Origin of the sequence: Symbiopectobacterium sp., assembly GCF_051710365.1 — a bacterium.
Classification (GTDB): domain Bacteria; phylum Pseudomonadota; class Gammaproteobacteria; order Enterobacterales; family Enterobacteriaceae; genus Symbiopectobacterium.
Genome location: NZ_JBPETA010000138.1, coordinates 1 through 8,698 on the forward strand (window position 1 = coordinate 1; position 8,698 = coordinate 8,698).

Genomic DNA, 8,698 nt, shown 5'->3' on the forward strand with positions numbered 1-8,698 from the left:
GCCTTGTTATAGGAGGGCCAGTTAGTGATTTTAAAATTTTGTTTTGCCATGGAGACCTGATTTTGAAACAACTATGGTGATCTGATCCGATGATTACCCAAACTTTCTATTTATTCAACAAAGCCTAAAAACGGCTGACGTGGTGATTATCGGTGCTGGGGCTTCAGGCACATCCGCCACCATGGCCGCAGCCGAAAAAGGCGCGAAAGTTATTCTGTTGGAAAAACAAGGTGTGGTCGGCGGCACCGGGAATTTTGCGGAAGGGATCTTCGCCGCAAACAGTTCCATGCAAAAACGTTAGGGAATTATCGTTACCCCAGACATGGCGTTCAAAACCATCATGGAATACAGCCACTGGCTGGCCAACCCGTTCGTGGTTCGCGCGTTTGTTAACCGCTCTGCTGATACCATCGAATGGGTGAAATCCAAGGGTATCAAGTTCGAATACATCGGTCCTGGGGGGCCAGGCGGAATGTTGACCTGGCACGTTATTGACGGACCGGGCCATGGTCGTTTCCTGATCAAAACCTTCCATGAGCAGTTTAAAAACATGGATGTCACAACAATGGTGAAAACCGCCGGTAAAGACCTGATCGTGAAAGACGGAAAAGTCACCGGCGTGACGGCGCAAGACGAGCAAGGCAACACCATCCAGATCGATGCCAAAGCGGTTATCGTCGCCACCGGTGGTTATGCCAACAACAAAGAGATGCTGCAAAAATACGTCGCCTTCCCGGATACCATTATGGTGGGCAACGTCGGTAAAGATGGCGACGTGATCAAAATGGCCTGGAAAGCCGGCGCCAAAGATGAAGGGATGGGCGTACTGCAAGCTTACCGCCCTGGCCTGCCAGACTACGCGCCAAACTCCCACATGCTGGCCGCTGCACGCCAACCTTATCTTTGGGTAGATACCCATAGCCGTCGTTTTACCGATGAATCCAACGTGATTATTTGGCCTCACTCCGGTAATGCGCTCTCCAAAGCGGGCGGCATCATGTACTCCATCTTTGATGAAACCTCACGTAAACATTACGTGAACGACGGGATCGACGTACCGATCGGTGAATGGGTTATCGCTAACACCAAGCTCACCAAGTTTGATGAAGAGTTTGATAAAGAGCTCCAGAAAAACCGCGGCTTTGTCTACAAGGCACAAACGCTGGACGCACTGGCTAAAGCCATGGGCGTTGACGCCAGCGTGCTGAAAGAGACCATCGATCAGAACAACGTCTTTGCCGCACAAAAACGTGACGAAGTGTTCAACAAGAACATGGATTACCTGCGTCCGGTGAAAACCGGGCCGTTCTATGCCGTTAAAATGCAGCCTGCCGCACTCGGCACGCTGGGCGGCGTGAAAATTAACGAGAAGATGCAGGCCATCAACAAGGACGGCAATGCTATCCCAGGTCTGTATGTCACCGGTAATGACGCAGGCGGCATGTACGGCGACACTTACGATCTGCTGTTAGGCGGCGGCACCTTCGGTTTCGCCCTGAACTCAGGCCGTATTGCCGCAGAAAGCGCGTTAGATTACATGCACTTCAAAAAACAATAATCCTGCTCGCCAGCAACCTGCGCCTTTAAGGGCAGGTTGCTCTTTTCACTATCCCGCCTTACGAAACGTCAGATTAAACCGGTAATCCTCCGTTCCTGCTTTGATGGCCTGCACACCGTGAAAACGCAGGCGTGACGGCCCGCCCCACACCAGCACATCACCCTGCGTCAGCGGGATACGCTGCACAGCATCACTGCGCTGCATACCGCCAAACTGAAAGATGGCCGGTAACCCAAGCGACACGGAAACAATCGGCTGCGAGAAATCCCGCTCATTTTTATCCTGATGCAACGACATCCGGCTGCCCACCGCATAGCGATTCATCAGGCAAGCATCGGCAACAAAGTCAGAAAACCCCGCCTCATGCGCGGCCTGTTGCGCCAGTTGAGCAAACAGCAGCGGCATCACGGGCCAGAGCGTTCCCGTGAGGGGATCGTGGCACGAATAGCGATAACCCTGCGCATCCGTCACCCAGCCCAGTGAGCCACAATTGCTCATGGCGGCCGACATGACAAAACCGCCTGACGTGGTCATCTGTCGAAACGGGGCCACGCGCGTCAGTTGATCAATCATCTGCATTAACGTTGGTGCACTCTCAGCGGCAAACCCGCGCAACACCACTGCGCCCAGTGCCAGCGTCTGCGTCCAGCGCGGTGTGCCCTCGTGCGCAAACAGATCATCCATCATGGGATACTTTAGCCTCGTTCTCCAGCAGTTGGCGTTTACGCGCGATGCCCCACCGATAGCCCGACAATGCCCCATCGGTGCGAATAACCCGATGGCAAGGGACAATAACCGCCAGACGGTTGGCGGCGCATGCACCAGCCACCGCGCGCACCGCGTCCGGCTGACCAATTTTTTCAGCAACATCGCGGTAGCTGAGCGTGGTTCCCCGAGGGATGTCTCGCAGAGCCTGCAAGACACGCAGTTGAAACGCAGTGCCACGAATATCGAGCGGTAACGTCAACGGCGCGCCCGGTGAGTCAATAGCGCGGATGACCAGCGCCATGCGTTGCTCAAACGCCACATCGCCTTCAACCAACGTCGCATTGGCAAACAGAGAGTGCAGCTCGTTTTTCAATGCAGTGGCATCATCCCCCAGTAAAACGGCGCAGACCCCGCGCTCGCTCTCCGCCACCAGCACAGCCCCCAGCGAACACGAGCCAATAGTAAAATGAATCGTCATGCCCTGCCCCTTGTGTTTAAAACTGCGCGGCGGCATGCCCAGCAGTTGATGAGATTCCTGATAAAACTGCTCGCTGGAATGAAAACCCGCCGCCAATGCGGCTTGCGTTACCGGCGCATCACCGTTCAGCAAGGCGCGCACACGCTGACCACGCAACGCGGTAGCATAACGTTTTGGCGTCACGCCAACCTGGGTTTTAAACAGCCGGTGAAAATGGTAGGGGCTGATACCCACCGCCTTTGCCACTTGCGCCAACGTCAGCGATGTCTCGGCCTGCGCCATCAGTTGGCAGGCGCGCTCAATAGCTGCACATTGCCGTTGCTCACGGGACGGGTTTCCTGGGCAGCAACGTTTACAGGGCCGGAACCCGGCCTGCCGCGCCGCATCCACAAAGAACTGCACGTTTTCCCGCAGCGGCAATCGGGACGCACAAGAAGGCATGCAAAATATTCCCGTGGTTTTAACACCATAGACAAAACGACCGTCAGCCTGTTTATCGCGTCGGCACAGGGCATCCCACCATGTATTTTCACGTAGAGCACGTTCTTCCTCAGGAAAAGCGCGTGCGTTTGTCGACATCACTCACCTCGCAGTCTCTGGTCACAACAGAGATCACACCCTACCGGTTACGTCTGGTAAATACCTGACTGATTCTTGCTTTCTCATTCCAGAAACGCATCGCAGGGTGACAACCCTGATTCACTCTTTTATGCTGAAAGCCCACCCTTTTTCTTTCACGTTCAGGATCAAGTATGTCACACCCGCAGCCGGTATTATGGAACTCGGCGCAGAGCGTGCATCTGGCATGCGAACATCTGCGCACGCTTGGGCCACGCTGGCAAGCACTGTTGGACCACATCGGCGAATGTCAGCACCAAACGCACCCGCATCGTGAACCCTATGAAGCGCTAATGCGTGCCGTGGCTTACCAACAGCTCACCACTCGCGCGGGTGATGCCATGATCCGCCGCCTGTTGGATGCTTTTAGCCCTGACGGGCAGGTATTCCCTTCCGCTGAGCAGATTGCTGCCAGTGAGAAAGACGCGCTGCGCCAATGCGGCTTCTCAACGCGCAAAGCAGAGACGCTGCACTTAATTGCACAGGGGGCACGCGACGGTTTGGTGCCCACGCGAGAACAGGCGCTAACCATGGACGACGACACGCTCATCGAACGGTTATCGACGTTGAAAGGCATTGGCCGCTGGACGGTCGAAATGTACCTGATTTATGGATTGGAGCGAATGGACATTATGCCGCTGGACGATCTCGGCATCCGCTTAGGGTTATGCTATTTGCATCAGCGCGATGCGATACCCTTGCGCCGTGAATTGGCGGAACTCAGCCTGCCGTGTCAGCCGTTTCGCACCGTCGCCGCCTGGTATTTGTGGCGCAGCCCGATGATGCCAGACTACGCCGATTTCAAAAGCCGCCTGAAAACCAGCAACCGCAAAGGCTGATGGCATTAGTGGGGGCGTGATGCGGCGGGCGACTTCCCGTGCTCACCGTCTCTGCGCGCCATAAACCGGGCGCGCAGTTTGTCATATACCCAGTTATACACCACGGTATACGGCAGGAAAAACAGGAAAAAGCCGATCTCGACCATCAGAGCCTGCCACAGCGTAAGCCCCAGCATCCAGGCCGCAACGGGCAGACCAATCAGGATAAAACCGCCCTCAAAGCCTAATCCGTGCAAGATACGCACCTTAGCACCGCGCGCCACGCGTGATACCGGCCACAGGCGATCGAACAGGGCGTTATAGATGATATTCCACACCATGGCGATGCTGGATAGCATAATCGCCAATGCGCCTATGGAAAATAGCGGTTTGTTAAACAGCCAGGCACCAATGGGTGCCGTGATCAATAGGGCAACCACTTCATAGCCGACAGCATGAAACACACGCTCACCCACGCTTCGGCGTTGTACCGCGGTTGTTTGTCTCTTTGCTGCGTTAGATTGCATACATCACCACACTTTTATTCATCAATTTGGTATTGGATCAATTAACAAAACAGGCGGTGGAGAAAATCCCTCACCGCTTGACGATGGCAGGTTATATCGTTATTACTAGAAGAGTGAAATTAATATCCATCGATAAAAGCGATGGACTTAAGAAGAGAGCGGTGATGCGCTATCCTCCCGAATCCCTGATTGCCTTTGTTACCGCCGCGCAAACCGGCTCTTTTTCAGCAGCAGCGCGTCAGCTACGTAAAAGCCAGTCCACCGTGAGCGCGGCCATTGCCAACCTCGAAGCCGATCTCGGACTGGTGCTGTTCGATCGTTCCGGGCACCAACCGCGACTGACGGATGATGGTCATAAGGTACGGGTGCACGTACAGGCCATTCTTGCCGCCAGCGACACGCTGGATGCGCTGGCGGTGCGTCTGGCTAACCGTATTGAACCGCGCCTGACCTTTGTGTTGTCGGATATGTGGAAAGCGGCGCATTACGATCCCCTGCTGCACGCGTTTTCTGCCCGCTTTCCTGATATCGAGTTTGAGTGTCTGATCGCCGAAGATGAGGATGCCATCGACCTGCTTCAGACGCAGCGCGCACACATGGGGGTGATTCGTACCCAACCACACTATCCGACAAAAATCAGCGCCTCACGACTACACGTGAAAACTGAAATGGCCATCTTTGTTGCCGCACAGCATGCATTGGCGCAGCAACAGTCTGTCTCACCGCAGCAGTTGACGACGGTACGCCAGCTTTATCTGAATACCTATACGCGCACAGAACGCCAGCCAAAAGAAGGCATTATCTGGTCTGCCCCCTCTTACCTTATGCTGCTGGAAATGGCAGAACAGGGGTTTGGCTGGAGCATCCTGCCACGCTGGTTGGTCGCCCAGTTTGGTCATCAGGTGTTGGTGGAACTCCCGGTGGCAGGTTGGCCGCAACTGATTGAAATGGATGTAGTGTGGTCAAAACAGTATCCGCCAGGACCGGCAGGGTTTTGGATGATTGATAATTTGCTGATGCAAAAAGATCCGACATTGTCTTGAAATAGATGAGACCTTGATAGATCGCTACAGACCCACTATTTTCATATCGGCACGATAAAAAACTACATTATTTAAAGGGAAATAAGTCGATAAATTTACTTATTTTTATTAAACAAGTTACGCAATATAATAAGCATCAATGCCTACGTGGCGCATTATTGCTTTTTTGCCATTTTCACTGCGTTTTTTTATCGCCCAGGATGTAAAAACCCGCCGATTGGATGCAAAAACTGTGATATACCAAAGTGGTACGTGATGCCAGAAACCCCTACCATGGTCAGGATAATTGTGCTAAAGCATAACTGAATAACTATATATACCCTAAATAATTCGAGTTGCAGGAAGGCGGCAAGGGAGAAACAAATTTGTCTGGAACAAATTTGAACAGCGCCTGCGCTGGCCCGTAGGGTGAACCTCAGGGATGAGGTTCATTAATCCCGATGAGCTTACTGAAGTAAGTGATTCGGGTGAACGAGTGCAGCCAACGCACCAGAAACTTGAAGTATGACGGGTATAAAAATGATAACCATATGCAAGACATAAAATCTTCCAAGGAATACTGAATCTTTCTTTTAATTTGTTGCAAGTGAGAAAAACATGTCGAATAAACCATTTTATTATCAAGAACCTTTTCCGCTAAGCAAAGATAACACCCAATATCGCCTGATCAGCAGCGATTTTGTTTCCACCGCCCAGTTTGAAGGTGAAGAGATCCTGAAGATCGACCCGCAGGCATTAACCCTGCTGGCACAACAGGCCTTCCATGATGCATCGTTTATGCTGCGTCCGGCTCACCAACAGCAAGTGGCTGATATCCTCCACGACCCTGAGGCGAGTGAAAACGACAAATACGTAGCGCTGCAATTCCTGCGTAACTCGGAAATTGCCGCCAAGGGCATTTTGCCGACCTGCCAGGATACCGGTACGGCGATTATCGTTGGTAAAAAAGGCCAGCAGGTCTGGACGGGCGGCAATGACGCTGAAGCGCTGTCCCGCGGCGTGTATAACACCTTTATTGAAGATAACCTGCGCTATTCACAGAACGCTGCGTTGGATATGTACAAGGAAGTCAATACCGGCACCAACCTGCCGGCTCAAATCGATCTGTACAGTACGGAAGGGGCGGAATACAAATTCCTGTTTGTCACCAAAGGCGGCGGCTCCGCCAACAAGACCTACCTTTATCAGGAAACCAAAGCGCTGCTGACGCCGGAAAAACTGAAAAACTTCCTGGTAGAAAAAATGCGCTCACTGGGCACCGCAGCCTGCCCGCCGTACCACGTTGCCTTTGTTATCGGCGGTACTTCAGCGGAAAGCACGCTGAAAACCGTGAAGCTGGCTTCTACCAAATACTATGACGCGTTGCCGACCAGTGGCAATGAACATGGGCAAGCCTTCCGCGACGTTGAACTGGAAAATGAACTGCTGAAAGCCGCACAGGATCTGGGATTAGGCGCGCAGTTCGGCGGTAAATATTTCGCTCACGATATCCGCGTTATTCGTCTGCCGCGTCACGGTGCTTCCTGCCCGGTTGGCATGGGCGTTTCCTGTTCCGCTGACCGCAACATCAAGGCAAAAATCAACCGTGACGGCATCTGGCTGGAACAGCTAGAGCAGAATCCGGGCAAATACATTCCTGAGCATCTGCGTGAGGCTGGAGAAGGTGAAGCGGTCAAGATTGATCTCAACCAACCGATGGAACAAATCCTGAAAACGCTGTCTCAGTATCCGGTTTCCACGCGTCTCTCCCTGTCAGGCACCATCATTGTGGCGCGCGATATTGCTCACGCCAAGCTCAAAGAGCGCATCGACAACGGTGAAGGATTGCCGCAATACGTCAAAGATCACCCGATTTACTACGCAGGCCCGGCCAAAACGCCGGAAGGCTATGCTTCTGGTTCGTTAGGGCCAACCACCGCAGGACGCATGGATTCCTACGTTGATCTGTTGCAGGCTAACGGCGGCAGCAAAATCATGCTGGCGAAGGGTAACCGCAGCCAACAGGTGACCGACGCCTGCCATAAACACGGCGGTTTCTATCTCGGCAGCATTGGTGGCCCGGCAGCGATTCTGGCGCAGAACAGCATCAAGAGCCTGACCTGTGTTGAATATCCCGAATTGGGTATGGAAGCGATTTGGAAAATCGAAGTGGAAGACTTCCCGGCGTTCATTCTGGTGGATGACAAGGGGAATGATTTCTTTCAGGTGATCCAGTCCAATAAGTGCACTCGCTGTGCCTGATACTTCTGGTGTTAATCTGAGTTGAATGACGCACACACCAGACATCTGTTGGTGTTAACCCGCGTTGAATGACGTACGCACCAGATATCTTTTGATGTTAACCCGCGTTGAATGACGCAGAGGAAACGGGTAACGCCAGGATGAACGGAGTTTTATGCAGGCATAGGCGTCATATTTCGTGCGCGAACCTGTTCGCCTCTATCTGCTAACCGCGTGGCACGCGCCCGACACGGGGTGTGCAGTCGCCCACACCCCGTGACCCCGCGCTTTTTGCGGAATAACGCCGCTTCGCGGTGCCTTCAGAAAAATCTGTCGCCGGACGGACCGCTCCCGACGCGTTCCCTACGCGGCGGGAGCTTTCGCCGCATCTATGCGGCTCATCCTGGCGCCATCTTCTTCTTCAGCGTTATTCGACGCGGAACGTCAACCCCTTATCGGTCATACTCCCACCATTAAAGATGCATTTTAAATACATTTTTATAGCTATTCTTTGTCAGGCTTTATAAACTACCGGCAACGCGGTAAAACGCGATAAGAATGTATAAGCTCCCCGAGGTGTATGATGCAAAATCTGATCTGTTATAAAACCGTCATTCCGCACCTGATTTTTCTTTTTTCGGGACTTGACGGTATTCTGAAGTTCTGAATTTATTACTGCTTTTTGCAGACCAATCAGCATGAGTACTCCCCACGTTACCATCCGTAAC

General features: G+C 52.9%; 7 protein-coding genes and 1 pseudogene. 4 read left to right on the plus strand and 4 right to left on the minus strand.

The window, feature by feature from the left end:
• Positions 1 to 127: 127 nt before the first annotated feature.
• A pseudogene (locus ACTBDZ_RS12495) lies at positions 128 to 1,558 on the plus strand (FAD-dependent oxidoreductase); the annotation flags it as partial.
• Between the two features lie 48 nt (positions 1,559 to 1,606).
• On the opposite strand, the gene alkB reads toward ACTBDZ_RS12495, so the two are convergent.
• Together alkB and ada are read right to left on the minus strand one after the other, a co-directional pair.
• Positions 1,607 to 2,242: a DNA oxidative demethylase AlkB gene (gene alkB / locus ACTBDZ_RS12500; RefSeq protein WP_438815558.1), complete on the minus strand. Its 636-nt coding sequence runs from the start codon at positions 2,240 to 2,242 to the stop codon at positions 1,607 to 1,609.
• A complete protein-coding gene (ada, locus tag ACTBDZ_RS12505; RefSeq protein ID WP_438815552.1) occupies positions 2,235 to 3,323 on the minus strand; it encodes a bifunctional DNA-binding transcriptional regulator/O6-methylguanine-DNA methyltransferase Ada in 1,089 nt (362 codons plus the stop codon). The genes alkB and ada overlap by 8 nt, the downstream gene beginning before the upstream one ends.
• A gap of 173 nt (positions 3,324 to 3,496) precedes the next feature.
• On the opposite strand from ada, the gene ACTBDZ_RS12510 reads away from it, so the two are divergent.
• Positions 3,497 to 4,201, plus strand: a complete 705-nt coding sequence (locus ACTBDZ_RS12510) for a DNA-3-methyladenine glycosylase family protein (RefSeq protein WP_438815553.1) — start codon at positions 3,497 to 3,499, stop codon at positions 4,199 to 4,201.
• Between the two features lie 5 nt (positions 4,202 to 4,206).
• Here ACTBDZ_RS12510 and ACTBDZ_RS12515 read toward each other — a convergent pair whose 3' ends face one another.
• On the minus strand, positions 4,207 to 4,707 hold the full coding sequence (locus ACTBDZ_RS12515) for a multidrug/biocide efflux PACE transporter (RefSeq protein WP_438815554.1): 501 nt from the start codon (positions 4,705 to 4,707) through the stop codon (positions 4,207 to 4,209).
• A gap of 164 nt (positions 4,708 to 4,871) precedes the next feature.
• On the opposite strand from ACTBDZ_RS12515, the gene ACTBDZ_RS12520 reads away from it, so the two are divergent.
• Complete coding sequence (locus tag ACTBDZ_RS12520) at positions 4,872 to 5,750, plus strand: LysR family transcriptional regulator (RefSeq protein ID WP_438815555.1); 879 nt, start codon at positions 4,872 to 4,874, stop codon at positions 5,748 to 5,750.
• 597 nt (positions 5,751 to 6,347) lie between these two features.
• Positions 6,348 to 7,991, plus strand: coding sequence for a class I fumarate hydratase FumA (fumA, locus tag ACTBDZ_RS12525; protein ID WP_438815556.1), 1,644 nt, complete (start codon positions 6,348 to 6,350; stop codon positions 7,989 to 7,991).
• A gap of 493 nt (positions 7,992 to 8,484) precedes the next feature.
• On the opposite strand, the gene ACTBDZ_RS12530 is transcribed toward fumA, so the two are convergent.
• Positions 8,485 to 8,698: hypothetical protein (locus ACTBDZ_RS12530; RefSeq protein WP_438815557.1), on the minus strand; the 214-nt coding region annotated here is incomplete at its 5' end.

Coding starts and splice junctions, on each gene's coding strand:
- alkB (WP_438815558.1), bottom strand. CDS start 2,242: ATGGATGATCTGTTTGCGCACGAGGGCACACCGCGCTGGACGCAGACG.
- ada (WP_438815552.1), bottom strand. CDS start 3,323: ATGTCGACAAACGCACGCGCTTTTCCTGAGGAAGAACGTGCTCTACGT.
- ACTBDZ_RS12510 (WP_438815553.1), top strand. CDS start 3,497: ATGTCACACCCGCAGCCGGTATTATGGAACTCGGCGCAGAGCGTGCAT.
- ACTBDZ_RS12515 (WP_438815554.1), bottom strand. CDS start 4,707: ATGCAATCTAACGCAGCAAAGAGACAAACAACCGCGGTACAACGCCGA.
- ACTBDZ_RS12520 (WP_438815555.1), top strand. CDS start 4,872: ATGCGCTATCCTCCCGAATCCCTGATTGCCTTTGTTACCGCCGCGCAA.
- fumA (WP_438815556.1), top strand. CDS start 6,348: ATGTCGAATAAACCATTTTATTATCAAGAACCTTTTCCGCTAAGCAAA.